General features: G+C 65.1%; 25 protein-coding genes. 2 read left to right on the top strand and 23 right to left on the bottom strand.

Annotated elements, in window-relative coordinates:
• Positions 1-12: 12 nt before the first annotated feature.
• From EMQ25_RS02200 to EMQ25_RS02175, 6 genes are read right to left on the bottom strand one after another with little or no spacing between them, the layout of a single operon-like run.
• Positions 13-1,080 (bottom strand): ABC transporter ATP-binding protein, encoded by a 1,068-nt coding sequence (locus tag EMQ25_RS02200; protein WP_127186911.1) that lies wholly within the window; start codon positions 1,078-1,080, stop codon positions 13-15.
• 37 nt (positions 1,081-1,117) lie between these two features.
• A complete protein-coding gene (locus EMQ25_RS02195; RefSeq protein ID WP_127186910.1) occupies positions 1,118-1,453 on the bottom strand; it encodes a hypothetical protein in 336 nt (111 codons plus the stop codon).
• 2 nt (positions 1,454-1,455) lie between these two features.
• Complete coding sequence (locus EMQ25_RS02190) at positions 1,456-2,376, bottom strand: DUF6772 family protein (protein WP_244606435.1); 921 nt, start codon at positions 2,374-2,376, stop codon at positions 1,456-1,458.
• Between the two features lies 1 nt (position 2,377).
• Positions 2,378-3,214: a carbohydrate ABC transporter permease gene (locus tag EMQ25_RS02185; protein ID WP_127186909.1), complete on the bottom strand. Its 837-nt coding sequence runs from the start codon at positions 3,212-3,214 to the stop codon at positions 2,378-2,380.
• Positions 3,201-4,082, bottom strand: a complete 882-nt coding sequence (locus tag EMQ25_RS02180; RefSeq protein ID WP_244606434.1) for a carbohydrate ABC transporter permease — start codon at positions 4,080-4,082, stop codon at positions 3,201-3,203. Before EMQ25_RS02180 ends, EMQ25_RS02185 begins: the two co-directional genes overlap by 14 nt.
• Complete coding sequence (locus tag EMQ25_RS02175; RefSeq protein WP_204569812.1) at positions 4,079-5,230, bottom strand: mandelate racemase/muconate lactonizing enzyme family protein; 1,152 nt, start codon at positions 5,228-5,230, stop codon at positions 4,079-4,081. The genes EMQ25_RS02180 and EMQ25_RS02175 overlap by 4 nt, the downstream gene beginning before the upstream one ends.
• A 101-nt stretch (positions 5,231-5,331) precedes the next feature.
• Here EMQ25_RS02175 and EMQ25_RS02170 point away from each other — a divergent pair, with 101 nt between their 5' ends.
• Both EMQ25_RS02170 and EMQ25_RS02165 read left to right on the top strand, forming a co-directional pair.
• Positions 5,332-6,111, top strand: coding sequence for a FadR/GntR family transcriptional regulator (locus EMQ25_RS02170; RefSeq protein ID WP_127186908.1), 780 nt, complete (start codon positions 5,332-5,334; stop codon positions 6,109-6,111).
• Positions 6,112-6,244: 133 nt separating this feature from the next.
• On the top strand, positions 6,245-7,450 hold the full coding sequence (locus EMQ25_RS02165; RefSeq protein ID WP_158625925.1) for an ABC transporter substrate-binding protein: 1,206 nt from the start codon (positions 6,245-6,247) through the stop codon (positions 7,448-7,450).
• Between the two features lie 454 nt (positions 7,451-7,904).
• On the opposite strand, the gene EMQ25_RS18520 is transcribed toward EMQ25_RS02165, so the two are convergent.
• From EMQ25_RS18520 to EMQ25_RS02080, 17 genes are all read right to left on the bottom strand, one after another.
• On the bottom strand, positions 7,905-8,063 hold the full coding sequence (locus EMQ25_RS18520; protein WP_127186906.1) for an integrase core domain-containing protein: 159 nt from the start codon (positions 8,061-8,063) through the stop codon (positions 7,905-7,907).
• Between the two features lie 388 nt (positions 8,064-8,451).
• A complete protein-coding gene (locus EMQ25_RS02155) occupies positions 8,452-9,222 on the bottom strand; it encodes an enoyl-CoA hydratase/isomerase family protein (protein WP_127186905.1) in 771 nt (256 codons plus the stop codon).
• 36 nt (positions 9,223-9,258) lie between these two features.
• Positions 9,259-9,708 carry a MaoC family dehydratase gene (locus EMQ25_RS02150; RefSeq protein WP_127186904.1) on the bottom strand — a complete coding sequence of 150 codons (450 nt, stop codon included), beginning with the start codon at positions 9,706-9,708 and terminating at the stop codon, positions 9,259-9,261.
• A gap of 14 nt (positions 9,709-9,722) precedes the next feature.
• Positions 9,723-10,775, bottom strand: coding sequence for a LacI family DNA-binding transcriptional regulator (locus tag EMQ25_RS02145; protein WP_244606433.1), 1,053 nt, complete (start codon positions 10,773-10,775; stop codon positions 9,723-9,725).
• 15 nt (positions 10,776-10,790) lie between these two features.
• Positions 10,791-11,987: a CaiB/BaiF CoA transferase family protein gene (locus tag EMQ25_RS02140; RefSeq protein ID WP_204569810.1), complete on the bottom strand. Its 1,197-nt coding sequence runs from the start codon at positions 11,985-11,987 to the stop codon at positions 10,791-10,793.
• A gap of 11 nt (positions 11,988-11,998) precedes the next feature.
• Positions 11,999-13,276 (bottom strand): TRAP transporter large permease, encoded by a 1,278-nt coding sequence (locus EMQ25_RS02135; protein ID WP_127186902.1) that lies wholly within the window; start codon positions 13,274-13,276, stop codon positions 11,999-12,001.
• A gap of 1 nt (position 13,277) precedes the next feature.
• A complete protein-coding gene (locus tag EMQ25_RS02130; protein ID WP_158625923.1) occupies positions 13,278-13,826 on the bottom strand; it encodes a TRAP transporter small permease in 549 nt (182 codons plus the stop codon).
• Between the two features lie 66 nt (positions 13,827-13,892).
• On the bottom strand, positions 13,893-14,876 hold the full coding sequence (locus tag EMQ25_RS02125) for a TRAP transporter substrate-binding protein (protein WP_192895614.1): 984 nt from the start codon (positions 14,874-14,876) through the stop codon (positions 13,893-13,895).
• Between the two features lie 172 nt (positions 14,877-15,048).
• Positions 15,049-16,209 (bottom strand): ABC transporter substrate-binding protein, encoded by a 1,161-nt coding sequence (locus EMQ25_RS02120; RefSeq protein WP_127186900.1) that lies wholly within the window; start codon positions 16,207-16,209, stop codon positions 15,049-15,051.
• Positions 16,210-16,243: 34 nt separating this feature from the next.
• Complete coding sequence (locus EMQ25_RS02115) at positions 16,244-17,080, bottom strand: IclR family transcriptional regulator (protein ID WP_127186899.1); 837 nt, start codon at positions 17,078-17,080, stop codon at positions 16,244-16,246.
• Between the two features lie 9 nt (positions 17,081-17,089).
• On the bottom strand, positions 17,090-18,358 hold the full coding sequence (locus EMQ25_RS02110) for a TRAP transporter large permease (protein WP_158625922.1): 1,269 nt from the start codon (positions 18,356-18,358) through the stop codon (positions 17,090-17,092).
• Between the two features lie 4 nt (positions 18,359-18,362).
• Positions 18,363-18,890 (bottom strand): TRAP transporter small permease, encoded by a 528-nt coding sequence (locus tag EMQ25_RS02105; protein ID WP_127186897.1) that lies wholly within the window; start codon positions 18,888-18,890, stop codon positions 18,363-18,365.
• A 59-nt stretch (positions 18,891-18,949) separates the two neighbouring features.
• Positions 18,950-19,933, bottom strand: a complete 984-nt coding sequence (gene dctP / locus EMQ25_RS02100; RefSeq protein ID WP_158625921.1) for a TRAP transporter substrate-binding protein DctP — start codon at positions 19,931-19,933, stop codon at positions 18,950-18,952.
• 191 nt (positions 19,934-20,124) lie between these two features.
• Positions 20,125-21,282, bottom strand: a complete 1,158-nt coding sequence (locus tag EMQ25_RS02095) for a mandelate racemase/muconate lactonizing enzyme family protein (protein WP_127186895.1) — start codon at positions 21,280-21,282, stop codon at positions 20,125-20,127.
• A gap of 36 nt (positions 21,283-21,318) precedes the next feature.
• Complete coding sequence (locus EMQ25_RS02090; protein ID WP_244606432.1) at positions 21,319-22,401, bottom strand: ABC transporter ATP-binding protein; 1,083 nt, start codon at positions 22,399-22,401, stop codon at positions 21,319-21,321.
• Positions 22,402-22,431: 30 nt separating this feature from the next.
• The gene (locus EMQ25_RS02085; protein WP_158625920.1) at positions 22,432-24,168 is read right to left on the bottom strand and encodes an ABC transporter permease; all 1,737 of its coding nucleotides are present in this window, start codon (positions 24,166-24,168) and stop codon (positions 22,432-22,434) included.
• Between the two features lie 8 nt (positions 24,169-24,176).
• Positions 24,177-25,310, bottom strand: coding sequence for an ABC transporter substrate-binding protein (locus EMQ25_RS02080; RefSeq protein WP_127186893.1), 1,134 nt, complete (start codon positions 25,308-25,310; stop codon positions 24,177-24,179).
• Between the last annotated feature and the right edge of the window lie 79 nt (positions 25,311-25,389).

The following is a 25,389-nucleotide window of genomic DNA, read 5'->3' as shown; positions in this document are numbered from 1 at the left end:
TTGCAGATTGAGTTATTGGCGCTGGGGCAGGCGCATGCCCGTTTCCGGATCGAAGAGGTGAAGCCGATCCGGCTCGGGCGCGATGGTGATGATCTCACCCTCAGTGAACCGCCGACGCTCGCGCGACACCATGGTGACGGCCGCGTGCCCGACCTCGAGGGTCAGCAACGTTTCCGGCCCGGTGGGCTCTACCAGCGTGATCTTGGAGGGCGCGCCGCCGGGCGCCAGCATCAGATGCTCGGGTCTGATGCCGACGCTTACCCGTTGATCCTTCGCCAGCCCCTCCCCGCCCGAAAACGGAATGGCCGTGCCGTCTTCGAGCCGCAACGTGTCGACGCTCTCGATGGTCGCGGCAAAAAAGTTCATCGCTGGCGAGCCGATGAAGCCGGCAACGAAGATGTTAGCGGGCGCATCATAGAGGTCCATGGGCTGGCCCGCCTGTTCTACCCGCCCGTCGCGCAACACCACGATCTCATCGGCCATAGTCATGGCCTCCACCTGGTCATGGGTCACGTAGATCGTGGTCGTCGCCAGCCGACGATGCAGCGCCTTGATCTCCCCGCGCATTTGGACGCGCAGCTTGGCGTCGAGGTTGGAGAGCGGCTCGTCGAACAGGAACACCTGTGGATCACGCACGATGGCACGGCCCATGGCGACGCGCTGGCGCTGGCCGCCTGAAAGCTGCTTGGGCTTGCGATCCAGCAGTGCCTCGAGCCCCAGCGTGCGCGCGGCATAGCCCACCCGCTCCTCGGTCTCGGCCTTGCTGGCTTTCTTCAGCGACAGCGAAAACCCCATGTTCTCAGCGACCGTCAGATGCGGATAGAGCGCGTACGACTGGAACACCATGGCGATGTCGCGGTCCTTGGAGGGCAGCTCGTTGACGACCCGTTCCCCTATGCGCAGTTCGCCGGCACTGATCTCCTCGAGCCCCGCGATCATGCGCAGCAAGGTCGATTTCCCGCAGCCCGACGGGCCGACGAGCGCAACGAAGCTCCCATCGGCGATCTTGATGTCCACGCCGTGGATCACCTCGTGCTTGCCAAAGCTCTTGCGCATGTCGGAGATGGTGACCGAAGCCATGGATCTATTCCCTCGGGTGTTGTCGTACGCCGGCCCGTCAGGCCTTGGCGTGGATCGTCACGATGATCTTGAGCGCGGCGCCATCGGGCAGCGTGCCGACGAGCCGCACCCAGTTGCCGAAATGGGCGATCCGAGCATATCCGATAGCGTCCTTCCGGCTGGGCAGCGTCAGGCGCGTACCCTCGTCCACCCAGTGCATACCATCGGGCGAAATCTGCACCCGCGCTTCCACCCCGTCTGCCCCGCCGGCCTCGAGGGCGCGTACGAATAGGACGAGTTCCCCGGCCCAGCCGGCCTCATAGGGCTCGGTAGCGAAATCGCTGCGCCAAATCTCGTTGCGCCCGACGATCGCGCTCGTGCTTTCCCGCACCATGATCAAACCCCTTCCGACAGACAGATGCCGTCGAGATAGCCGAAGCTGCGCTTGTCGGTGTCGGTCTCGATGAAGAAGGCGAGGTTGAGCATGCACCAGAGATTCTTCATCGCCGGCAGGCGCAGCGAGTCAAAGCCCGACACGTCGAAAAAGCGGTCGTTACAACGGAAACCCGTGCAGGCCATGGTTTCGAGATCGAAGTCAAAGCAGAGATAGTGCCAGTTCACCTTGGTGGGGATTTCGTTGTAGCAGAGGCTCTGCTGGCCCTCCGCAAGATCCTCCCAGCCCTCGGGCGCGAGGTGATAGTGCGAGATCGTCTTACCCTCGGTGCCGATTGGGTTGACCGGCACGCGCTGGCGCTTGAACTGCCATTTCTGCACGTGCGCGCCGCCCTCGGCATTGAGGAACCGCACATGGGGCATCACGCGCTCGCCGCCCGCGCCGGCCCGGTCGCCCACCTGCAGGTCGAACAGGAAACCGAAGGCACGCACGTCCGTTTCCGACAGCCGCAGCGCGCTCGCTTCGGGCTTGAAGGTGAAATAGGCCTCGAGCCGGATCGGCCCGCGGCGCCGGAAGGTCAGTCGCTTGATCGACACGTTCTGCGCCCCGGCGCGCGGACGCGTCGCCAGCTTCAGTGCGTAGCTGCCATCGACCCCGCCATGCGATCCCGCATCCCAATGGCCCAGCGTAGAGAGCATGGGCGAAGTGTGCTGGCTGTAGCCGGGCAGCATGCTGTCGAGGCTGTGCTCGTAATTGCCCACCAGCTGCGTCCAGCCGCAGAAGCCGCGGTCGAAATCGTCATGCACGAGAATGCGCGGCAGCGGATCGAAGCGCCCCAGCTTCGGATCCTGGCGCTGCAGGGCTCCCGCGATGGCGGCGGCAAGCGCGGCATTGCCGTCGGGCGATGTATTGGCAGTGGACATGTCAGCCTTTCGTCGAGCCGGCGGTAAGGCCGGCGACCAGTTGTTTTTGCGCAAGGATCACGAATAGCAGCACCGGCAGCAACTGGATCGAGGTCGCGGCGAACAGCACGCCCCACTGCACGCCCTCGATCGCCCCGATCATCTCGGAGATGACGATGGGCGCGGTGCGGGCATTGGCGGTCGTGAAGATCAGCGCGAACAGATATTCGTTCCAGGAGAAGACGATGACGAACACCGCCACCGCGACCATGCCCTGCCCCGAGAGTGGCAGGATCAGCCGGCGCAGCACCTGCAGCCGGCTCGCCCCGTCGATGTGCGCCGCCTCGTCGATCTCGATCGGGATCTGGTCGATGAAGGTGCGCATCACCAGCGTGCCGAGCGACACGAAAAATGCTGCATAGAGGATGATCAGCACCAGATGCGTGTCGTTAAGGCGCAGCTGGTTGACCACCGGAAACAGCGGCAGCGTAATGACGATGGGCGGGATCAGCCGGATGAAGATGAGAAAGAACGCGCTGCTTGAGAGCACGGGATGGCGGTTGCGCGAATAGGCATAGCCCGCGATGGCGCTCGCCAGCACCGCCAGCACCGTGGCAAACACGGTGATGATCAGGCTGTTGACCAGCCCCGAAAAGAACCCGCCCCATTGCTCCCAGAGCGCGACGTAATTGCTGAATGTCGGAGTGAAGCCGAGCCGGAACGGCACCGCGAAGATCTCGCGATCGAACTTGAAGCTCGAGATGAAAATCATCGCTATGGGCAGCAGCGACCAGATGGCGATGATCGCCACCATCACCGTCTTGAACAGGGCGATGCCGAGACGCTTAGGCCGGAGCATTGGCGAACATCTCCTTGTAGATCTTGCGCAGGTAGAAGAGCGCCAGCCCGAGCGAGGCGATCACCAGCAGCCAACCGGTCGCCGAGGCGGTGCCGAACTGGTTGTAGCGGAAGGCTTCGTTATAGAGGTAGACGGCCAGCACCTCGGTCTGGCGCGCGGGCCCACCGCCCGTCATCAGCCAGACTTCCGAGAACAGCCGGAAGGCGAAGATGTAGCGGAACAGCATTGCGATCAGCATGGCCGGCACGAGGAGCGGCAGGGTTACACGGCGGAACCGCGCCCAAGGGCTGGCTCCGTCGATAGCGGCCGCTTCATAAAGCTCGCCCGGCACCGAAAGGCGCGCCGCATAGAGAATGATGAAGGTAAACGGCAGGTGCAGCCAGATGCTGAGCAGCGCCACGATGAAGAGGCCATGCGAAGGGAACACCGCCCATTCCAGCGTTGGCAGGCCAAGCGCTAACAGCGCCTGGGTGACGATGCCGATCGAGGGATCGAACAGGAACCGCCACATCACGACGGCGCTGACCTCGCTCACCGCATAGGGCGCGAGGACGACCGCCAGCAGCAGGGGGCGCGCAACGAGCCCGCTGGCGAACAGCAGCGCCATGCCGAGCCCGAGCAGCAGTTCGACGTGAACGACCACCAGCACCACCACCGCGGTATTGATCAGCGCCCGCCAGAAATACGGGTCCGACAGGACTCGCGAGTAGTTGGCCAGCCCGACGAACTGTGCCGCCTGTCCATAGGTGGAACTCTGGAAGCTGAGCCAGAGGACGTAAAGCGCCGGTATGAAGATGACGAGTGTGACGATCGCCTGCACGGGCGCAACCAGCGCCAGCGCCCCCATCAATCCCTTGCGTTCGCTCACCGTTCCGGCCTCCGGGTAAACTCACGCAGCGCATCGCGGTCAAACTCGACGCCGAGACCCGGCGTCTGCGGCACGGCGAGCATGCCGTTCTCGAGGCATCGCACGTCGCCCAGCAACGGCGTGCAAAGCGCCTGGCGCAGCGGATTGTCGAACACCATGCACTCATAGGTGCGAAAGCTCTCGGCCGCGGCCGCCAGATGCAGACTCGCTGCCGCGCAGACCGCGCCCGACCAGCCGACATGGGGCGCGTAGGCGACATTGTGCGCCGCCGCGAGTTCAGCCATACGCCAGGTCTCGGTGATGCCGCCCGAACGCGCGACGTCGGGCTGGATCAGCCCCAGCGAGCGGTCATGTAGGAATTCGAGCACGTCCGATGCGACGCTGTCACTCTCCCCTGCCGCGAGCCGGATCGGTAGCTGGCGCGCCAGCGTTCGATAGCCGTCCCGGTCTTCGGGCGCGATCGGCTCCTCGAAAAAATCATAGCCCAGATCCCAGAGCGCGAAACCCACCCGGATCGCTTCGTGCACGTCGAACGCCCAGTTGGCATCGGCGCAGAGCGCGACATCATCGGGCACGAGTCCGCGGACATAGCGCGCCCGAGCGATCGACTGCGCGGGCGTCCCGCCCAGCTTCACCTTGATCTGGCGAAATCCCGCTTCGAGTGCGCTCCCAACTTCGCGCGCCACCGTCTCGTCGTCGAGCCAGTTGATCGATGAGGCGTAGGCGGGCAGATGGGTCCGCCCCACCCCGCCGAGCAGCCGGTAGACCGGCTGGTTGAGCGCCTTGCCCGCAATGTCCCAGAGCGCGATGTCGATCGCCGCCATCGCCTCGAGCATCTGCGTGCCCGGCCGCCCGGTCAGCGCCGAGCGCATTGACCGCCAGATCGCCCGGCGGTCCATCGCATGGCACCCGATGACCCGCGGGGCGAGAATCTCGTCGATCATCAGCGCGTAGGCCGCCGATGACCTGCGGGCCAGTCCCTCGCCGATCCCGACGATGCCGTCGGCCGTCTCCACCTCCACCACGACGATGTCGAGGCTTTCCCAGTCACCCTGCGAGGTGCGCTGGGGCACAGGCAACTGAACGCGCAGCGGATGGCAGCGGATATCTGCGATCTGCAGGTTTACCGCGGGGGCCCGAATGTCCAACTTGATCCTCCCAGACGTGTCCTGCCTACTTAGCTGCTAAGTTGCCTAGTTGTAAAGTGGGCGAGAATGCGTCATGTTCACGTCATGAGCCGGAGCGCCAGATGAGCCAAGCCACCGCCACCCCGCCTGCCGACGACCTGTTCGGCCTCGAGAACGCCCAAAGCGTCAGGCTCGGGAGCATCGTCGTCGAAAAGCTGAGCCAGGCCATCCTGGACGGGCGCCTCAAGGAAGGAGACGCCCTGCCCTCGGAAAGCCGGATCGCCGCGGCGTTCGGTGTCAGCAAGCAGGTGGCCCGCGAGGCGATCCGCGACCTCGCCTCGATGGGTGTGGTGCACGTGCAGCAAGGCAAGGTCGCCCGCGTCTGCAGCCTCGATGCCGAGCCCCTAGGCCGGTTCTTCCGGTTCGCAGTACGCGGCAGTGCCAATGGCCTCTCCGAAGCGGTCGAATTGCGCCGCATTCTCGAGCCGCAGGTGGCCGCCCTAGCCGCCTCCCGGCGCACCGGGGAGCAGCTGGCACGGCTTGAATCGATCCTGGAGCGCATGCATGCCAGCCTCGGCAACGTGCCGGGCTGGATCGAAGCCGATCTCGATTTTCACGACATGCTCGGCACCATGTCGGGCAATCGCCTGCTGACCTTCCAGCTGCGCGGCCTGCGGCCCGTGATCAACGAGATCATGGAAATGTTCAATTCCCAGTCCGATCGTAGCGCCGAAGACTGGCAGCGCACCTTCGAGCGCCACCGGGTGATCCGTGAGGCAATCGCAGAGGGCGATGCCACAGCCGCCACCCAGGCCATGCTCGGCCATTTCGCCGCCGCCGACGACCGGCTGCGCGCCGTCTTTCCCGATGCGGCCCCACCAGTCGTGACGGGCAGTCACTGATCCATTCATTCAACGGGAGGAACCAATGTTGGACCAACATGCCCAGGGGGCTTCTAACGCGCCGCGTCGCCGTCTATGGCTCGAGATAGCACTGTCGACCGCACTGTTCGTCAGCACGGCGACAGTGCCGGCCATGGCACAGGAGGCCTTCACGGTCATCGGCCACGCCGTGCACCAGAGCGCCGTTACCGGGGAAGCCGGCGGCAATATCGGTGCCAATTTCGAGGCCGAGAACGGCGTACAGCTGCGCTGGCTGACCTATGGCGTAGGCCCGGTGCACGAGCAGCTGTTCCGCGAAGCCAGCCTCTCGGCTGGCTCGGTCGATGCCGCGTTCCTGCTCAACCGTTTCGCCAATGAGAACGTCGCCAACCTCTTCGAGCCGCTGGACGCCTATCTCGAAGCCGATCCCATCGAGGATTTCGAGGGCATTTCCCCCGGCATGCTCGAGGCCATGACCTATGATGGCCAGATCTACGGCATCCCCTTCCGCCACGCCACCCACGGGCTACTCTACAATACCGCCCTACTCGCCGAGCGCGGTCTCGATAGCCCGCCGGAAACCTTTGAGGAGCTGATCGAATACGCCGAACAGCTCACCTTCACCCGCGATGACGGCACCCAAGTCTACGGGCTTGTGCTGAGCGGCCAGGGGCCGTCCAACATCATCGACATCGTGCGCGCCTATGGCGGGGATTTCCTCACCGCCGATTTCGAGCTCAAGGCCGCCGAAGAGGGCATGGTGCAAGCCGTGACGCTGCTCGCCGACCTCTACCAGCGCGGCATCCTGCCCCGCGAGTCGGTGAGCTTCACCACCGAGGACGCCACCACCTTCATGCAGCAGGGCCGAGCCGCCATGGCGATCGATCCCTTCAGCCGTTATGCCGCCCTTAACGACCCCGAACGCTCCAACTTTCCTGGCCAGATCGAGGCGACGGCGGTTCCGCTCACCGCATCGCTGACCGAAGACGGAACCGTCGTGCCGGTCAAGACCGAGATCTGGTCGCTGGTGATCCCGCGCAACGCGCCCAACAAGGAGCTGTCCTGGAAGTTCATCAAGCATCTCTCGACGCTCGATGCGGCCATCTCCGGCGCGGTCAACGGCAATGGCCCGACCCGCAGCGCGGCCTATCAGGATCCCCAGGTCCAGGCCGCGATCCCTTATTGGGAGGCCGAAGCCGCAGCCGTCGCCGTGGCGCGCGTACCGCTCCCCGGTTTCTCGGAATCGGCCCGTGTCGATGACATCGTCAAGGAAGAGGTCCAGGCCGTCATGCTGGGCAGCAAGACGCCCGAACAGGCCATGCAGGATGTCGTGGCGCGCGTCACCCCGCTCCTGCCCTGACCGGCACGCAATCGGAATTCGGGGGGCGGCATGGAAACCCAATGCCGCCCCTTTTTTGTACCTAGGCCGCCAGGCACGCGCCACCTCGCCCACGAAGCTTCCCGGTCGTGTTCGCGCGGTTTGATTCCTATAAGCCAGCCATCCCACCAATGCAGCCGACCAGAGGGATCGCCTCCCCAACTGACGGGTCTAGTGTGCGAGCGTCGATGTGGGACTGAACCGACATCTCGCTTCCTCCCTCTTGTCGCAGAAGACGGAGTGGGACAAATGGCGAGTGACTAAAGGATGGAGGACATCCCGGCATCGAGCGTGTAAAGCTTCAGACGCTACGTAAGTCTATAGGCAGGAAATTCTTGAACTGCGCTGGTTTCGACCCAAGCCTAAAATTTCCTCCAGTCTTACCACGGCCGTGATCACTCTTGCCGCGCGCCAAACGTATCCCTACTTAAGCCATTTACGCGAACAACATCTCGTTGCGACATTCGTCGCCGAAGCTGCTATTGAAAGTCTCGATGAAACCGTTCTGCATAGGCTTTCTCGGAGCAATGTAGGCCAGTCGATTTGCCAGTCCTTGGATCAGCGCGGGATCGCCCACTGGTGAACTCCGCGCCATCGGCTCTCACCACAATCGACGGGCCGCCACTCGGTGCATGATAGCATCGAGCTTCGCACCACCCGTCGTCCCCGGAGAGCGAGGTATCCACCGCCGAGGCGAGTCATTACTTGGCGTGATCGTCGATGACGGTCAGCACCTTTGGCCGCCGGCGATCCGTGAAAGCATCGCTGCAGAAACCAGGCTCCACCGCTGTTTGGGCTTCGTTTGGGACCGATGATCGGCCGCCATGTTCCCAAGGTACGTCTGCGACCGCCTTGTTTGCGCGCCTGCAGCTTCTCTTCCGCAATGTAGCCGCCTGAGCATCATGATGTTCATCTTACGCCGCAAGGCCCTTTCCTCGGCGCCGTGCCGCCCCTCCAATCCGACCGACCCACCTGTCCCCGCCCTAGCGGTGCCTGAACACGGCTGCGCGTTTTTCCTTGAAGGCGGCGCGGCCCTCGGCGGCGTCTTCGGTCGCAAAGCAGATGGTCTGCAGGTCCCGCTCGTAGACGATGGCGTCCTCGATCGACATGCCATGGGCCGCGCGCAGGTTGAGCTTAGCGGTCTCGGCCGCGATCGGCGCCCGCGACGCGATTGCGCTGCCGAGCGCCACCGCTTCTTCCATCAGCCTCTCGCGGCTTACGACCTTCGAGACCAGCCCCCAGCCGAGCGCCGTCTGCGCATCGACGGGGTCCCCCGTCATGATCATCAGCGCAGCGTTCGAGGGCCCGATGGCGTGGCTGAGATTGACCGCCATGCCACCGCCCCCGATCCATCCCAGCTTCACCTCCGGCGCCGCGAAAGAGGCGTTTTCGGACGCGATCCTGATGTCGCAGGTCATGGCCGTTTCGAGCCCGCCCCCAAACGCATAGCCATTGATCGCGGCGATCGCCGGCTTCTTGAGCCGACGCAGCGCGTCGCAATAGTCGGGCCGGTTGCGGAACGCCCAAGGCGTCTCGTAGGCGTCGAGCGTGCGGATGTCGCTGCCCGCGCAGAACGCCTTCTCGCCCGCCCCCGTCAGGATGATGCACCGCGCATCGTCGTCGGCGTTGAAGCTGGCCACCGCCGCGATGAGGCGCGCGGACATTTCAGGGGTCACGGCGTTCAGCTTTTCAGGCCGGTTGAGCGTCACGATGCGCAGAAAGCCCCGCGTCTCTATGGTCACTGTCTCGGTCATGTCTCGTTCTCCGCAGGGGCGCAAATGGCGTGCCGGTCAGGGCCGGCACATCACCATGATCTGGTTGGTGCCGTACTGGATGACCTCTTCGCTCTGGTTGAGCCCCTCGATCCCGAGGGTGACGATGCCGCGATCGCCCTTCTTGGTCAGCCGCTTCTCGGAGATGGTGAGCCGCGCGCGCAGCCGGTCGCCGACATAGACCGGCCCGGCAAACCGCCAGTTCCAGTTGAGCGCCGCCACGACGTGGAAATTGATGATGCAGCGGTTCTTGAGCGCGTCGATCAGCCCCAGCACCAGAATGCCGTGCGCCAGCCGTCCCTTGAAGCCCATCTCATGGGCGAACTGCTCGTCCACATGCACGTCCGCGAAATCGCCGGTGAGCCCGGCAAACCCGAGCACGTGATGCTCGCTGACCGTTATCGCCGGCGTCTCGTAGCTGTACCCCACCTCGAGGTCTTCGTAGTAATTGCGTTCGGACAGTTTCATTGGCTCGCCCTCCCTCATGAACTTTCACGCGGCACGAGCTCGAACCCCACATCGATGCGCGAGCTCGCCACCGCCTCCCCCCGCATGCGCGCAAGCAGCAGGTTGGCCGCCGTCCGGCCGATATCGCCCGCATGCACCGAAACGGTGGTAAGCGAGGGGACCAGATGGGCCGAAAAGTCGAAATCGCCGAAGCCGGCGATCGCGATGTCGCCCGGCACCGAAACCCCGAGCCGCACGCAATGGAGCAGCGCACCCGCGGCAAAGACGTCCGATGAGAAGAAGACGGCGTCCGCGTCGGGAAATTCGGCGAAGACGCGGTTCATCGTCTCGGCCCCGCTCGCCATGCTGAGCGGCTTTCCGGTCAGCGTCAGCACCCGCTCCCGGTCGAGCTCCAGCGCCTTGACCGCCGCGCGATAGCCGGTGAGGCGCGCCTTGGCGCGGAAGTCCCCGGCATTGGTTACCCCTGCGAAAACGATGCGCCGGTAGCCGCGGCTGACGAAATGGTCCATCACCACCCGCGCCGCCTTCACGTTGGAATGGCCGACCATCAGGTCGAGATAGGTCTCTTCCCAGTCCCAGGTCTCGACCACGGGAATCTTCGCGCCGAGGATCAGGGCCCGCGTCGCCTCGGTGTGGTGGGTGCTCGAGAGCACGAGCCCGTCCGGCCCGCGCCCCAGGAAGGAGCGCACGAGCTCCTCTTCCTTCTCGAGGTCGTACTCGTTATTGCCCAGCAGCAGCTGGTAGCCCTCTGGCACGAAGACGTCCGAAAGCGCCTGCACCGTATCCGCAAAGATCGAGGCCGAGATGGTCGGGATGATCGCGGCCACGATGCCCGAACGGTTCGACGCCATCTGGCTTGCCGCAAAATTGGGCACGTATTGCAGTTCGAGGATCGCCTCCCGCACCCGGCGGGAGACTTCGTCCCCGACGAGTTCGGGCTGCCGCAAGACGCGCGACACGGTCTGCGCCGAGACGCCCGCCCGCGTCGCCACGTCCGTCATCGTCACCCGGCTCGTGGCCGTGCGCCGCTTGCGGCGGTTGTTGGGCGTCTGGGTCTGTGACGTCACGGGAGGCCCTCCGGCTCACACCTTTTCGCTTGCGATGACGCCGGCCTTCATCAGCGCGTCGATCCGCTGCTCGTCATAGCCCAGTTCGCCCAGCACTTCTGCGCTGTGTTGTCCCACGAGCGGCGCGCCATGGCGGATCGCGCAAGGGGTGGCCGAAAACTTGTAGGGGAAGCCCGGCGTCTTGATCCGCCCTTCGGTGGGGTGGTCGTATTCGATGAGCGAGCCATTATGGGCCACCTGCGGATCCTCGAGCAAATCGGCATAGCCATAGACCGGCCCGGACCAGATATCGGCCTCGCGAAAGAGCGCCAGCCATTCGGCAGTCGTCTTGCGCAGCAGCGCCTCGCGCGTCTTGGCGATGATCAGATCCTTGCGCGCAAAGGAGTCCCGCCCGTCTTCCATCTCGAGAAATTCAGGGATATCGGCCACCCGCCCGAAGGTCTTGAGCGGCGGGAAGGCGAGCGCCACGGCACCGTCCGCGGTGTTGAACACCCCATAGGGCGCGCGGATATAGACGTGCCCGTCGGGCTCGCTGGAGCGCTCCTGGGGGATGCCGCCCACCGTATAGATCGAGAGTTCCTGCATCTGCAGCGCAATGATGGAGTCGAGCATGTTGACCTCCACCTTCTGGCCTTCGCCCGTGCGCTCCCTGTGCAGGAGCGCGGCGAGAACGCCCTCGAAAGCCGAATAGGCGGTGACCGCATCGACAAGGTAGTTCCCCGAAGGCAGCGGCGCCTCCCCCTTGCGGCCGACATTGTACATGGCCCCGCTCATGGCCTGCAGCAGCATGTCCTGGCCCGGATAGTTCACATAGGGCCCGTCCTCGCCATAGCCGGACATGGAGACGTAGATGATCTTGGGGTTGATCGCCTTGAGGCTCTCGTAATCCACCCCCAGCCGCTTGGCGACGCCGGGCCGGTAGTTCTGGATGAAGACGTCGCCGGCTTTGACGAGGTCGAACAGCACCGCCCTGCCCTCGTCGGTCTTGAGATTGACCGCGAGCGAGCGCTTGTTGCGGTTGAGCACCGTGAACGAGACGTTGATGCGCTTGCCCTCGGCCCCGCCCGCCGAGACGTGGCGCTGCCACTCCCCGGTCGTCGGCTCCACCTTGATGACGTCGGCGCCCAGATCCCCGAGCCGCTGCGCGGCAAAGGGGCCGGCCATGGCGATCGTGCAGTCGATGATCTTGTACCCGGACAAAACGGAAGACATTTGCTTTTCCATCAGAAGAGGTTGGGCAGCCACAGCACGAGCTGCGGGAAGAAGGTCAGCATCAGCAGGACAAAGAGCAGCGGCGCGTAGAAGGGGATGATCGCTCGGATCATCTGGCCGAAGCTGATTTGCGCGATGTGCTTGCAGATGAACAGGATGACGCCGAAGGGCGGCGTGAGCGACCCGATCAGCAGGTTGAGGATCATCACCACGCCGAAATGCACCGGGTCGATCCCATAGGCGGCGACCAGCGGCAGCAGGGCCGGCGTCGCGATCAGGATGATCGCCGTCGTCTCGAGGAAGAGCCCCACGATCAGCAGAGCGACGTTGAGGATCAGCAGCAGCACGAGCGGGTTATCGGTCAGGCTCTGCATGAAGGCGACGAGCATTCCGGGCAGGTTCTGCACCGAGATGAGCCAGCCGAAGGGGAAGGCCGCCGCGATGATGAAGACGAGAACGCCCGTCGTGACCGCGCTTGCCGCGAGCGTTTCGAGCAGCCCGCGCACGGTGAGCGCCTTGTTGATGAACCCGAGGATCGCGGCATAAAGCACGATCAGCGCGCCGAGCTCGGTCGGGGTCGCGACGCCGGTCAGCATGCCGAGGACGAGCAGCACCGGGGCCGCCAGCGCCGGCAGGGCCCGAAGGAACGTCCGCAGCAATTCGCTGCGTTCCGCGCGCGGTGCCTGCGGCGCGGTTTCGACGCCCGTGCGCACGAGGATGTAGACCATGATCATGAGGCAGAGCCCCATCAGGAGGCCCGGGATGATCCCGGCGAGAAAGAGCTGCGTCAGCGAAACCTGTGCCGTCACCGCATAGATCACCATGATCACCGATGGCGGGATGATCGGTCCGATGATCGAGGAGGCGGCGGTCACCGCGGCGGCGAAAGGCGCCGAATAGCCGCGTTCGCGCATCTGGCGGATTTCCACCGCGCCGAGACCGGCAGCATCGGCCTGGGCCACGCCCGACATGCCCGCAAAGATGATCGAAGCGGCAATGTTGACCTGCGCCAGCCCGCCCCTCAGATGCCCGACGGCGGCCGAGGCGAAGTCGAAGATGCGCTCGGAAATCCCGGCGCGGTTGAACAGGTGCCCCGCAAGCACGAAGAGCGGGATGGCCAGCAGCGGGAAGCTGTCGAGCCCGCCCGGCATGCGCTGGATCACGATCTGCTCGGGCAGGCCGGGCCCCGTGAGGATGAACATCAGGGCCGCAAAGATCATCGCGAAGGCGACGGGCACTTCAAGGGCGATTAGGACGAGGAAGACGACGAGCAGGATGCCGATCGACATGTCAGATGCCCTCCCGGGCGGCCTCGGTCACCGGCGTGCGGTCGATGAAGGTCATCGGCGTGCCCCGGACGAGCGAAATGATCTGTGCGAGCGAATAGTAGAGCAGCGTCAACGCCATGGAGATGGTCGAGACATAGAGCGGCATCGAGTAGAACCAGCTGCGGGGTACCGGGATCGGCAGGGACACCGACATGGACCGCCCTTCGATGGCCATGACGCCGGGTACCGCCAGCAAGAGCCGCCAGAGCACGAACCCCATGATGAGGAAGCCGAAGAGCCGCAGGATCCCCTGGGCCCGCACGGGCATGGCGAGCGAGAGAGCCTCGATCTTGATATGCGAGAGCCGCTTCATCCCGACCGCTGCGCCGAGGAAGACGATCCAGATGAAGGCGTAAGTCGCCGCCTCTTCCACCCAGACGAGCGGCGAGCCGAGCACATATCGGAAGACGACCTGCGCGCAGATCGAAAAGACGATCACGACGAACAGCGCCATGGCGATGCTGATCTCGATACGCTCGAGAACGCGTAGCCCCTTGCGGAAAATGTCCATTATCTGCTCCCCCGCGGGTCGTTGCCCAGAAAAGTGCGGTGGGGACATGCCCCACCGCATTCGGCCTTATTCGGCGGCCATGTCCTGCACGGCCTGCCAGAGCCCCGGCGTCCAGAGGCCATCGGCCTCGACGCGCTCGACCGCCGCCACGGCGCGTTCGCGCACCGGCGCCAGGTCGATCTCGCCGACCGTCGCGCCTTCGGCTTCCATCTTGGCGATGATCTCGCCGGTCTCCGCCTCGGCCTGCTCGCGGGCCCATGCGGTCGCCTCGACGGCCGCCTCGGTCACGAGCGTCTGCAGTTCAGGGGAGAGGCTCTGGAAATACGCCTCGTTGACGAGAATGTGGGTCGCGGTCCGGATGTGGTCGGTGCGGATCACATAGGGCGCCGCTTCATGGAAGCGCGCGGCATAGGCAGCCGAGATCGGGCCTTCGGCCGCTTCGATCACGCCCGTGCGGAGCCCGAGGAACACCTCGCCCCAGGCGACGCGGGTCGGGTTCGCGCCCAGCGTCTGCCAGAGCTCGAGATAGGTCCGGATCTCGGGCACGCGCATCTTGATGCCGTTGAAATCGTCGGCATTGTCGATGGCCTTGTTGGCAAAGGTAACGCGCGGCTGGATCGGAGCCTGCGCGAGCAGGCGCACGCCATACTCCTCGACCAGCTGCTCTGCCATGGCAGCGTAGGTGTCGGTGTCGAAGAAGGCCTGCATGTGATCGTTGGAGTGGAAGGTGAAGCCCCAGCCCAGGATCGCGTAGTCGTCGACCCAGTTCGAATACCAGCTGAGGTCGTCGCCATAGAACTGCACGGCGCCGCCCATCACCTGCTCGATCACCTGGACGTCGTTGCCCAGCTGCTCGCCTTCGATGAAGTTGAGCGTGAGCGCGCCGTCGGAGCGCTCGTTGACGAGCTCGACGAACATCCGGTTCTGCCGGTCATAGAGCGAGCCCAGCGCATCCGACCCGCCAAAGGTCGCGGTCTGCGCGACAGCAGGCAGAGCCACCGAAAAGCTGAGGGCGACCGCAATCGCGGTGCCGGTGAAGTTCAGTTTCATGATCAATCCTCCCAGGTTCAAGAACGATGTTAGCGTTCCCGTTAGCGCTAACATCACTCATTGCGCTTGGCAAGATGGATCCTGAGACCACCCTCCTCATTGCCCGGCATTCCCACAAAAAAGCCGCCCGTCCTGGGAGACGGGCGGCGGGGGAAGCCGTCAGATCAGGGCGCTAGCGGGGCCGCGCCTCGCGATAGAGCGTCCGGAGCCGTTCGATCGTGTCGGCACGGGTGATCTCGCCCTTGAGGCGGGCGTTAATGGTCTTGCCGGCCGGCTCGAAGAAGGGGATGAACCCGTCCCAGCGCGGGCGCAGATAGGCCTTGTCCAGCGTCTCGAGGGAATCGGCGAAAAAGCCCTGCGCGGCCGCGTTGACCGCCGGATCGGTCCAGGCGTTGCGGAGCCCGGGCTGGCCGCCCGCCTCGAAATAGGCCCCGGCCTGGAATTCGGGGCGGTGCAGCCAGCGCATATAGGCGACCGCCGCTTCGAGATCGCTGCAGGAGCGCGTGATCGCGCAGCCCGCGCCCCCGAGCAGCGCCCCCGCCCGCGGATCGGCGCCGGGCCCGGCGATATTGGCCGCAAGGATCGGCTTGTCGCGCCCGACCCGCGCATAGTTCGAATAGCCGAACGCGTAGGGGCAATAGACGATGTCGTCCGCCACCGACATCTCTTCATACATGTGGATCGGGTTCCAGTTGAGCGAGCGTGGATCGCTCGCCGCCACCAGCTCCTCGACATGGTCGAGTACGGTCTCGAGCAGTTCGGGCGTGAAGAACTCCGCCTCGTCCGGCCCCAGCGGTGCGCCGAGATTGGCCGCGAAGGTCAGAACGAGGCACATCGCGTCGATCGCGCAGGCGGGCGTCGCGATCTCTAGCCCGGCTGCGCGCGCCTTTTTGGCCAGCGCCAGCACCTCGGCATGGGTCTGCGGCACCGCGCTTCCGAGCCGGTCGAGCAGGTCCGGCCGGTAGGAGGCGATCTGGGCTGCCGCGTCGGTCGGGAACGCGTAGATCGCCTCGCCGAACTGGTACGAGATCGTCGACTTGCCCACCGCATTGGTTTCGAGCGCGGTAATCTCTTCTGGGGTGAACAGCGGCCGCAGATCGATCAGCGCGCCCGACCGGCCCGCATGGCCGGAAAACGGATGGTCCACGACGATGAAATCATAGGTGTCCGCCAGCCGGTCGATCGGCCCCTCGCCGAAATCGCGCAGGCTCCTGACGCTCCACTCCACCCGGATCCCCGGATGCTCTGCGGTGAAGGCGTCGGCGGTGCGGGCGAGGCAGCCATGGCCGCGCTCATGGTCCCATGCAATGCCCTTGAGGATGCGCTCGGCCATTTGGTCTCTGGTCTCCTGGTCTTGTCGGACGTGTTTAGAGTGTGTGTGGGTTCGGTTCGGCCGCGCCGGTCCAGCCGAGCCCGGCGCTCAGCGCATCGGCGGCGGCAATCACCATCTCGAGCGCCCGCTCGATCTCGGTGTGCACCGGCACCTGGCGCAGATGGGGGATGGTGATTGCGGCCAGCGGCGTGCCGGCATGGTCGAAGACCGGCCGGCTGAGATTGGTTACACCCGTCACCACGGCGCTGGCGTGCCGCTCATGGCCCACCTCGAGCGCGCGGGCGAACCGCTCCGCCATGGGCCCGCGCGCCTCGGGCAGCAGGCTCGAAAGGAACTGCTCCTGCACCCGCTCGTCGGAATGGGCGAGGATGACGATGCCCGACGAAGTCTCGAGCGCGGGAAACGTCGCCCCGATCTTGACGCTGTAGCGCATTGGCTGCGGGCTGTCGGCCTGGGCGAGAATGACGAGCTGATCCCCGTGCAGCACCCCCAGATGGCACGATTGCTCGGCCTCGACCGCGAGACGTTCGAGGATGGGAATGGCCGCCCGGATCAGCCGCTTGGTCGGCGGATGCCGGTGCGCGAGCTCGAAGAGCTTGAGCGAGAGCGCATAGCGATCGAGCAGCGCATCCTTGGTAAGGAAGTCGAGCCGCTCGAGCGCCACCACCAGCCGGTAGATCTCGCCCATCGAGCGCCCGAGCCGCGCGGCGATGTCGGTGGCGCTGAGGCCGGCCGGCTCGCTGGCGAGCAGTTCGAGGATCTCGGCGGCCTTGCTGAGCGCCGGCACCGCATAGGCGCCGGCCCGCTCGCTCGTGCGGACGCGCCCGCCCTTCCCGCCGGCCGCGTCGCTGCTCGTCTCCTCGCTCGTCATGGCCTTCTCCTAGAGATAGGCGAGGAAGGTACTGATCTGCGGGATCATGATCAGCAGCGCCGCCACCACAAGATAGGCGATGATATAGGGCCAGACCGCTTTGGCGAAATCGATGATCGAGACCCGCGTGATCGTGCAGGCGGTGAACATCACCGTGCCCACCGGCGGGGTGATGCCGCCCAGATGCGCCATCAGGACGAACACCACGCCATAATGGACCGGATCGATCCCGAGGCTCGTCACCACCGGCAGGAACATCGGCCCCAGGATCAGGATCAGCGCCGTCCCCTCGATGAAGAGCCCGGCAATGAAGATGATCGCACCGACCAGCGCTAGCATCAGGAGCGGGTTTTCGGTCGAGGCCAGCATCGCCCCGCCCACCATCTGCGGCACGCGCTCGAAGGTGAGGATCCAGCTGAACGCAGCCGAAGCGGCCAGCACCAGAAGGATCGCGGCGGTGGTGACCACGGTCGAGCGCAGCGCCGTCCAGATCTGCTTCCAGCTCGCCTCGCGATAGACCGCGATGAAAACGCCCGTATAGAGCACCGCCACCGCCGCCGCCTCTGACGGGGTGAAGATGCCGAAGCGGATCCCTACGATGATGAGGATCGGCAGCATGATAGCCGGTAGCGCGCCGAGAAAGGCCTTGCCCAGCGGCGTTTCGCGCGGCTCGTGATTGGGCGGATCCCAGCGGTTCTTCTTGGTCACGAAATAGGTGTAGATCATCAGGACCGCCGCCAGCAGCAGGCCGGGCAGGATCGCGCCGGCAAACAGCCGCCCGATCGAGGTGTCGGTGACGAAGCCGAAGAGAATGAGCCCGATCCCCGGTGGGATCATCGGCGCGATCAGCGCCGAGGTTGCTGTCAGTGCCGTCGAATAGGCCAGCGGATAGCCGCGCTTGCTCATCTCGGGCACGAGGATCTTGGCCTGCATGGCCGCATCGCCATTGGCCGAACCGGACATACCAGCAAGGAGCGTCGAGAGCAGGATGTTGGTCTGCGCCAGTCCACCGCTCATGCGCTGGGTGACGAGCGCTGCGAACGTCATCACCCGACGGGTGATGCCCGAAATGTTCATCAACTCGCCCGTGAGGATAAAGAGCGGCACCGCCAGCAGTGGGAAGCTCTGCGTCCCCGCGATCACGCGCTGCGCGAACGCCAGATCCATGATGGCAGGGTCGAGCAGCACGTAGATGACCGAGAGAGAAATCAGGATCAGCCCGATCGGCACCCCGACCACAAGCAGCACGACGAACGCGACGGCAATCAGCGCGAGCATGGCTCTAGCCCTGTTTTGCGAGCGCGAGCCGGGGCAGGCGCAATAGGTAGATGAGGGTGAGCAGGGCAAAGCCGACCGGCAGCGAGGCATAGAGCCAGCGCGCCGATATACGCATCGACGAGATCTGCATGCCCGTGCGCAGGATCAGCACGGTGCTGATGTAGGTCATGTAGGCGGCCAGCGCGATCATGAACACCTGGCGCAGCGCGATCACGGCCCGTCGCAGGCCCTCGCTCTTGATGAGGTAGAGGATGTCGAGCCCGATATGCGCCCCGTCGCGCTCGGCGACGAACAGCCCTACGAAAACGATCCAGGCAAACAGCATGGTCGATAGATCATAGGAATAGACCAGCGGCGCGCTGAACACATAGCGCATCACCACCGCATAGAAGACGAGCCCGACCATGAAGACGAGCGTCCCCACGGTCAGTACCGACACCAGCCGGTCGATCCAGAATTCGGCGCGTTCGAGGGCACGCGACCATCCCTGCGTCGGCGGGGGCACGAGCGTCTGCGGCACGACATCGGTCATGCTGAAATCCTCGGAATGGCGCCGGACCGGCGAACCGGTCCGGCGCGTTCAGTGGAGCGTTACTGCGCGATGATCTCGCGGGCGCGATCGTAGAGCCCTTCGGACCATTCGGGGAAGGCTTCGGCGATGGCGCCGGCGCGGGCGGCGAACGCCTCGCGGTCGACGTCGGAGATGATCGTCATCCCCTGCGAAGCCAGCTCCTCGATGCCACCCTCATAGCTCGCCATCGAGGCTTCCGACATGTTCTGGCAGGCCGCATCGGCCTCTTCCTGCACGATCGCCTGATATTCGGGCGACAGCGAGTTGAAGAGCGATGCGCTCATCACGAGCGGGGAAATGTCGAGCATATGGTTGGTCTGGATCAGGAAGCGCGCATGCTCCTGATGGCTCTGGTCGAGAATGGCCGACGGGGGCGCTTCGGCCGCGTCGATCACGCCCTGCGCAAGCGCGCTGTAGACTTCCGGCCACGGCATCGGGGTCGGCGCGCCCTGCATCACCTTCTCCACCATCTCGGTGTAGATGGTGACCGGCTGCACGCGGATGCTGAGGCCGGCGCTGTCATCGGGGGTGCGCACTTCGCGGTCGCGCGTATAGAGATCGCGCACGCCGAAATGGAGGTAGCAGAGCACCTTGGCGTTCGCCGCCTGCTCGGCCTGGGCCTCGAGCTCCTTGATCAGGTCGCTGGCGAGAAAGCGCTGCGCGGCCTCGAAATCGGGGTACATGAACGGATAGACGATGATCGAGAAATCGGGGACGTAGTCCGCGATCGTGCCGACGCCCACCTGCCCGATGAGATCGCCGCCCAGCGTGATCTGCTCGGTGATCTGGGCATTCTCGCCCAGCTGGCCGCTCGGATAGAGCTCGATCGTCACTTCGCCATTGGTGCGCTCGGCGACGTTGGCCGCCATGGTCTCGGCGGCGGTGTTCACGAAATGGGTCGGCGAATTCATGTGCGCGAACCGGATGGTCTGCGCACTTGCGGTGCTGGCCATTGCGGCAAGGGCGATGGCGCCTAGCGGCAGGGCGTGGGTCAGAAGCTTCATAGGATGTCCTCCCGTTGACGCACCGGACGGTTCCTCCCGCCCCGGCGCGCATTTCATATACGAAAACGCATTTTCAGATTATCACGCCCCCCGGTTGCGTCAAGAACCCAAATCCCTGCGCCCCATAAGCATGACCCGCGCGCCATCGAGATAGCGCGCGGGCCCGGCCCGTCAGGGAGGACGTCGTGTGTTTACTGGTCGACCACCGACCCGTCCTTATGGAGCCGCGTATGGATGGTGCGCGGCCGATAGGGGAATTTCTCAGCGGCGTCCGGGCGCAGCGACACCCCGATTCCCGGCTCGTCGCTGATGGTGAGGAAACCCTCCCCGTCATGCTGGCTCGCCCCGCTCAGCATCGCGTCGGTGTCGGGGCGCTTGTCGGTCACGTCCCAGGTGTCGTTGGGGAATTCCTGCAGGACGAAATTGGGCGCCGTCGCCGCGATCTGGAGGCACGCCGCCGTCGAAACGCCGCTCAGCGGGTTGTGCGGCACGACCCCGGCATGGCTCGCTTCGGCCAGCGCCGCGATCTTGCGCGCCCCCGAAATGCCCCCGACGATGCAGACGTCGGGCCGCACCAGCTGCACCGCATTGCGAGCCAGCAGCATCTGGAATTCCCAGAGCGAGGTCATCCGCTCGCCCGTCGCGATCGGGATCGCGATCTTGTCGGCCACATAGGCCATCTCGTCGAGATTGTCGGGCAGCACCGGATCCTCGATGAAGATCGGATAATAGGGCTCGATCGCCCGGCCCAGCTGCACCGCCTCATAGGGCGTCATCTGGCGGTGGATCTCGATGCAGAGATCCATTTCGGGCCCTGCGATCTTGCGGTATTCGGCGACGGTCTTGACCGCCTCGCCGACCTTCTGGGCGTGCGTCTCGAACCAGGGGATCTCCCGCCGGCTGTCGAGGAAGGGCGTCAGATGCCCGACCGCCGTAAAGCCGATCTTCTTGGCCTCCTCGATACCCGAGAACAGCTCCTCCTTGGTCTCCCCGAACACATGATAATAGGCCCGCGCCCGGTCGCGCACCTTGCCGCCGAGCAATTGGTGCACCGGGGCCTCGAAATGCTTGCCCGCAATGTCCCAGAGCGCGATGTCGATCGCGCTGATCGCCGCCATCACCGCCGAGCCGCGGAAATGGGACCAGCGGTACATGTATTGCCAGTGATGCTCGATCCGGAGCGGATCCTGGCCCAGCAGATAGTCCTTGAACCTCAGGACGGCCCCGGCGGTCGCTTCATGGAACCCCCATGCGCCGCCCTCCCCGAGCCCCACAAGGCCGTTGTCCGTCCTGATTTCAACGAAGAGATATTTGTCGACGAAGATGCTCTCGACGCTTTCGATGCGCATGGATTGTTCCTTGGAATGCCCGGACGAGGCCGGAAGCTAGTGTTCTGAAATCAGGGTGACGGCTTCGGGGTCGATCCGGACGCGGATCGCGCTGCCCGGTTCGGGCGGATTTCGCGCGGCAAGATCGGCCCGCAGGCCGAGGGTCCCGACCCTCAGCACGCAGCTGATCGTGGCGCCGAGGAACGACACCGTCTCGACCACCGCGTCGAGGCAGTTGACGCCCGTCGTGCCCTCGGGCACGCGCTCGATGCTCTCGGAGCGGACGCAGACGAGGACCGGTCCGCTCTGGCGGGCGTGATCGGGCCAGGCAAAGCCGCCCTCGAGCACGATGCCGCCCTCGAGCACGACCTCCGCCCGTCGTTGGTCGGCTCGCCGGATTTCGCCCGTGACCAGATTGGCATTGCCGATGAATTCGGCCGCGAACCGGCTTGCCGGCCGGTCATAGAGGTCGCGCGGCGAACCCATCTGCACCATCTCGCCATCCTTCATCAGGATGATCCGATCGCTCATCAGCATCGCTTCGGACTGGTCATGCGTGACGTAGAGCGAGGTCTTGCCCAGCCGCCGCTGCAGCTCCACCAGCTCGTAGCGCATGCGCTCGCGCAGCCCCGCATCGAGATTGCTGAGCGGCTCGTCGAACAGCAGGAGCCGCGGCGAGGTGACGATCGCCCGCGCCAACGCCACGCGCTGCTGCTGGCCACCGCTGAGCTCGGTGCCGTAGCGCTTGGCATAGCCCTCGAGCCCGACCGTCGAGAGCGCCTCGCCCACCTTCGCCTCGATCTGCTCGCGCGGCTCGCGCCGGGTCCGGAGCCCATAGGCGACGTTTTCGAAGACGCTCATATGCGGCCACACCGCATAGGACTGGAACACCATGTTGATGCCGCGCTTTTCGGGCGGCACCTCGAGCCCGTCCGCCGCGACGATCTCCTCGCCGATTCGGATCACCCCGGCCGAGGAGGCCTCGAGCCCGGCAATGCAGCGCAGCGTCGTCGTCTTGCCGCAGCCGCTCGGGCCGAGCAGCGAGACGAACTCGCCATCCTCCACCGTGAAGGACACGTCGCGCACGGCGGTCACCTTGCCGTAGCGGACGACCAGATCTTCTACTTTCAGTTGCGCCACTTGGAGGCTCCCTGGATGTGAGAGTTGCGCTCAGCCATTTTCGGACAGCCTGACCCGCAGCACGAACCGGCCTACGAAGATGCCGATGACGAGGATCGCGGTTTGCAGCAGCCCGATGATCGCCGCGTTCTGCACATTGCCGAATTCGAGATAGTCCCAGCTCATCACCGAAAGCACCTTGTTGCTCGGCGAGGCGAGCAGGATCGCCGCGCTGATCTCGCGCACCGAGAAGATGAAGACGAGGATCCACGCCGAGAGGATGCCGGGCCGGATGAGCCGGAAGGTGATCTGGCGCGCCGTCTGCCAGTGCGAGGCCCCGCAGAGCGCGGAGGCTTCCTCGAGCGCCTTGTCCACCTGGATGATCGAGGTGTCGGCCATCCGGTAGGCAAAGGGTACGTAGGAGGCGACGAAGGCGAAGACGATGATCCAGATCGTGCCATAGGCCGGGGTCATCAGATAGGTCCAGAAGATCCCCGTGCCGAAGACGATCCCCGGTACCGCGATCGGGAACATCGCGACATAGTCGAGGAACGCCCCGCCATGCACCTTCATGCGCCGGTTGGCATAGGCGATAGTGACGCCGAGCAGCACGCAGGCGGTCGGCGCGATGAACCCGATCAGGAGCGTGTTGAAGATCGACTGGCGCACCGCGACCGAATTCACCACCGCCTGGAAATTGGCGAGCGTGTAGCTTGCATTGGCAATCGAGGCCGAGGTGAAGCTCGTGAAGGCGACGTAAAAGAGCGCGAGATAGGGCAGGATGATCGCGAGCACCACGTAGATCGCGATGAAGGCGATGGCCAGCGCGCGCCAGCCGCGCAGGCGCACCTCGCGCATGCGGAAGCCGCGGGCCGTCACGGTGACGAAGCGCGTCGCCACCTGCGAGGCGAAGCGGTAGAACGCCACCCCGATCAGCGAAATCCAGAAGAGCAGCGTGCCGATCGCGGCGGCCCGCGCATAATCGATCGGATAGGTTGCGGTCGCCCGGTAGATGTCGACGGCGAGGAACGGCATCGACTGCGTGCCCCCGAGCGCGGCGGGGATTGAGAAGGTGCCGCAGGTCAGTACGAAGACGAAGAAGAAGGCCGAGATAATCGCCGGCCGGACGACCGGGAACGTCACCTTCATCGCCGTCTGGATCACGCCCGCCCCGTTGAGATAGGAGGCCTCCTCCATCGCCGGGTCCATACCCTTGAGCGCCGAAGAGACCGTCATGTAGGCGTAGGGCACGTTGTAGAGCGCCATGATCGCGATGATGCCGGGCGCGGTCATCACGTTCACGATCGAGCCGGAAATCCCGAAGATGTCGCGCGCCAGCACGTTGAGCAGGCCCGCATTCGGCGAGGCGAGCACGAGCCAGGCGAGCGCCCCCACGAAGGGCGAGAGATAGAGCGGCGCGATCACCGCATTTTCGAGCCCCCGCTTCCAGGGCACGTCGGTGCGCGCGATGAGCCATGCGAGCGCGATGCCCACGACGCAGGCGAGCAGCGACACGAGCATGGAGGCCCCCACCGTCACCCCCAGCGTCCTCAGATAAGGCAGCGTGGTGTAGACGAGGATCACGCTGCGCCAGGAGAACTCGGCGCCCGGATCGACGAACGTGCCGGTCCGGACCGCGCCCAGGAACATGAAGCCGATGGGCACGATGACGAGGATGGTGAGCAGGAGCCCGAGCGCCAGGGGAAGCGCCACCCCTCGGCGGCGCCTCCTCATTGCCTCGAACCCCTCACCCATCCCGGCCGGTGCGGCGGGGGTGGCGAGGGTCATGGTCTGCCTCAGCGCCCGAAGATCGCGTTCCACTCGCCGATGATCGGCTTGGCCGGATCGACATAGGCGGGATCGGAGAGGTAATCGAGGTAGAGTTCTTCGGGATCGGCGTACCAGTCTTCCTGGTACCAGTCCGCACCCGCTTCCTTGCGCGGATCGACCGTGTCCTCGCGCGCCGACATGACGCCCGCATATTTGAACCACTCGGCCTGCCCCTCGGGGCTCGTCGCCCATTCCTGGAAGAGCCGCGCCGCATTGGGATGGGGTGCGTTCTCGGAGATGGTCTGGACGGTCAGATTGGCCGGGGTCGGGCTCGGGAACACCCAGCGTACGGGGGCGCCGCGCAGGTAGAAGCTGCCCATGTCGCTCTGGGACGCCTGGTCGACGATGGCATGTTCGCCCGCGGCCATCCGGTCATACATCGGCGCCTTGCTCTCATAGACCTGCGGGTTGAGCTCGGCCATCTGCTCGAGGAATTCGGGCCCGAACTGGTCGCGCTCGCCCCCGAGGAACATGTAGACGTAGGAGTACGAGCTGCCGCCCGACGCGGGCGTACCGGTCGCGAAGCGCCCCGCCCAGCGCGGATCGGTCAGCACGCTCCAATCGGCCTCGCGCAGCATGGCGTCTTCTTCCTCGGTCACCTGGTCTGCGTTCCAGGCGATACCCATGGCGTTGACGAAGACGGTGTACCACACCCCCTCCTTCTTCATCGTCGGGCGGATGCCGGCGGCCGATGGCGGGGTATAGTCGGCGATCAGGCCCTCCTCGTCGGCGGCCTCGATCAATACGGTGTCGGTGATCTGGATGACGTCGGCGATGTGCTGGCCCACGCGCTCCTCGGTCAGCCAGCGCTCCCAGAGCGGGTAGCTCGGGCCGCGGACGTTCTGGGTGGGAATGCCGTATTTCTCGGTGAAGGCGGCCGTCCAGTTGTTCGTCAGGTCGATCGGCGAGGTGTGGTAATAGGTCAGCGTGCCCTCGGCCTGCGCGGCCGCGATCAGCTCCTCGCTCGCCCCCTCCTGGGCCAGCGCCGGCATCGCGGCGCCGAGCGCGATCAGCGCCACGCCGAGCCCTGCGGCCCGCGCCAGAAGCGTGCGGCGCGTCTGCGGTCCGGCCACCCCGGTCTCGTTGGAATGCGTCATCATGGGTCTCCTCCCAAATCTCGTCCCGTCGCCCGGGTCCGATCGCCCGGCGCGACGCGTCGTACATTTGCGCAAAGATCAG

Source organism: Arsenicitalea aurantiaca, assembly GCF_003994485.1.
Lineage (GTDB): Bacteria > Pseudomonadota > Alphaproteobacteria > Rhizobiales > Devosiaceae > Arsenicitalea > Arsenicitalea aurantiaca.
The sequence above is the reverse complement of the archived record's forward strand: the minus strand, read 5'-3'. Positions and strand labels throughout refer to the sequence as shown.

Excerpts from the sequence above, each read along its gene's own strand:
- EMQ25_RS02200 (WP_127186911.1), bottom strand. The coding sequence starts at position 1,080 with ATGGCTTCGGTCACCATCTCCGACATGCGCAAGAGCTTTGGCAAGCAC.
- EMQ25_RS02195 (WP_127186910.1), bottom strand. The coding sequence starts at position 1,453 with ATGGTGCGGGAAAGCACGAGCGCGATCGTCGGGCGCAACGAGATTTGG.
- EMQ25_RS02190 (WP_244606435.1), bottom strand. The coding sequence starts at position 2,376 with ATGTCCACTGCCAATACATCGCCCGACGGCAATGCCGCGCTTGCCGCC.
- EMQ25_RS02185 (WP_127186909.1), bottom strand. The coding sequence starts at position 3,214 with ATGCTCCGGCCTAAGCGTCTCGGCATCGCCCTGTTCAAGACGGTGATG.
- EMQ25_RS02170 (WP_127186908.1), top strand. The coding sequence starts at position 5,332 with ATGAGCCAAGCCACCGCCACCCCGCCTGCCGACGACCTGTTCGGCCTC.
- EMQ25_RS02165 (WP_158625925.1), top strand. The coding sequence starts at position 6,245 with ATGGCACAGGAGGCCTTCACGGTCATCGGCCACGCCGTGCACCAGAGC.
- EMQ25_RS18520 (WP_127186906.1), bottom strand. The coding sequence starts at position 8,063 with ATGGCGCGGAGTTCACCAGTGGGCGATCCCGCGCTGATCCAAGGACTG.
- EMQ25_RS02155 (WP_127186905.1), bottom strand. The coding sequence starts at position 9,222 with ATGACCGAGACAGTGACCATAGAGACGCGGGGCTTTCTGCGCATCGTG.
- EMQ25_RS02150 (WP_127186904.1), bottom strand. The coding sequence starts at position 9,708 with ATGAAACTGTCCGAACGCAATTACTACGAAGACCTCGAGGTGGGGTAC.
- EMQ25_RS02140 (WP_204569810.1), bottom strand. The coding sequence starts at position 11,987 with ATGTCTTCCGTTTTGTCCGGGTACAAGATCATCGACTGCACGATCGCC.
- EMQ25_RS02135 (WP_127186902.1), bottom strand. The coding sequence starts at position 13,276 with ATGTCGATCGGCATCCTGCTCGTCGTCTTCCTCGTCCTAATCGCCCTT.
- EMQ25_RS02130 (WP_158625923.1), bottom strand. The coding sequence starts at position 13,826 with ATGGACATTTTCCGCAAGGGGCTACGCGTTCTCGAGCGTATCGAGATC.
- EMQ25_RS02125 (WP_192895614.1), bottom strand. The coding sequence starts at position 14,876 with ATGAAACTGAACTTCACCGGCACCGCGATTGCGGTCGCCCTCAGCTTT.
- EMQ25_RS02120 (WP_127186900.1), bottom strand. The coding sequence starts at position 16,209 with ATGGCCGAGCGCATCCTCAAGGGCATTGCATGGGACCATGAGCGCGGC.
- EMQ25_RS02115 (WP_127186899.1), bottom strand. The coding sequence starts at position 17,080 with ATGACGAGCGAGGAGACGAGCAGCGACGCGGCCGGCGGGAAGGGCGGG.
- EMQ25_RS02110 (WP_158625922.1), bottom strand. The coding sequence starts at position 18,358 with ATGCTCGCGCTGATTGCCGTCGCGTTCGTCGTGCTGCTTGTGGTCGGG.
- EMQ25_RS02105 (WP_127186897.1), bottom strand. The coding sequence starts at position 18,890 with ATGACCGATGTCGTGCCGCAGACGCTCGTGCCCCCGCCGACGCAGGGA.
- dctP (WP_158625921.1), bottom strand. The coding sequence starts at position 19,933 with ATGAAGCTTCTGACCCACGCCCTGCCGCTAGGCGCCATCGCCCTTGCC.
- EMQ25_RS02095 (WP_127186895.1), bottom strand. The coding sequence starts at position 21,282 with ATGCGCATCGAAAGCGTCGAGAGCATCTTCGTCGACAAATATCTCTTC.
- EMQ25_RS02085 (WP_158625920.1), bottom strand. The coding sequence starts at position 24,168 with ATGACCCTCGCCACCCCCGCCGCACCGGCCGGGATGGGTGAGGGGTTC.
- EMQ25_RS02080 (WP_127186893.1), bottom strand. The coding sequence starts at position 25,310 with ATGATGACGCATTCCAACGAGACCGGGGTGGCCGGACCGCAGACGCGC.